1 protein-coding gene is annotated in these 930 nt (G+C 30.5%); it reads left to right on the top strand.

The window, feature by feature from the left end:
* The first annotated feature begins 103 nt into the window (after positions 1-103).
* Complete coding sequence (locus QZL64_RS02190) at positions 104-805, top strand: hypothetical protein (protein WP_021840411.1); 702 nt, start codon at positions 104-106, stop codon at positions 803-805.
* The last annotated feature ends 125 nt before the right edge of the window (positions 806-930 follow it).

Here is a 930-nt window from a genome sequence, read left to right as displayed (position 1 = left end):
TACCAGAATCAATTCATAGTGAAATTGTAGATTTAGCAGTTAATATGTTTATTACTGAAGGTAAATATAGATTACAAGTAAAACAACCAAATAATCAACAATAATGAAGTATATTGAATTACAAACAGCATTTGAATTAGAAATAGATCAATTAGATGACAATCTAACAAAACCTACTACTTCAGATATTGAGTATTGGTTAATGGCTGGATTAGATAAATTTATCAAAACTAGATATTCTGGTATTAATTTCAAGCAAACTGGATTTGAACAAGACCAAAAAAGAATTGATGATCTTCGTACATTAGTTACTAGAAAATCTTATCAATTTACTACATATCCAGAAGAGTATACAGTTACTCTGCCAGATGATTATATGTTTACTGTAGGAGAGACAGCTGTAATATTTAGTTACGATCATTGTTGGCCTGTGGGCCCAAGTGGTCAACCAAGAACTAAAAACACAGATGTGTTAGAAGCCACAGTAGAAAACATAGACAGACAAAGACAAAATACTTTGTCAGAATATAGATTACATGGTAGATCCGCCAGACCATTAAGATTATATGAAGGAAATGAAATTCATTTATATACAGACGGAAATTACAATATAAGAAATTATATTCTCACTTACTTGAGAACTCCTAAAAAGATTAGCCTTACTGATGCACCATTTGATGAGTACACAGATATGCCAGTTGCAACTCACAATGAGATAGTTAAGTTAGCGGTAGAGTTGTATTTGGAAAATAAGGCTAATCCAAGATATCAATCGTATATGAACGAAGTTAGTACAATGGAATGATTATACGAAAAATTTTCTTAGTTTAATCTGACGAGGAAATCTGAAACATGAAAGTAGAAAGATTAAACGAAGCGTTAAACTAAGGATATCCAAAAATAAGTTTAACTAAGCTTGATAAAATTATG

Source organism: Veillonella sp. CAG:933 (genome assembly GCF_000431435.1).
GTDB lineage: Bacteria > Bacillota > Negativicutes > Veillonellales > Veillonellaceae > Veillonella_A.
This window is presented reverse-complemented; position numbering and strand designations above follow the sequence as displayed.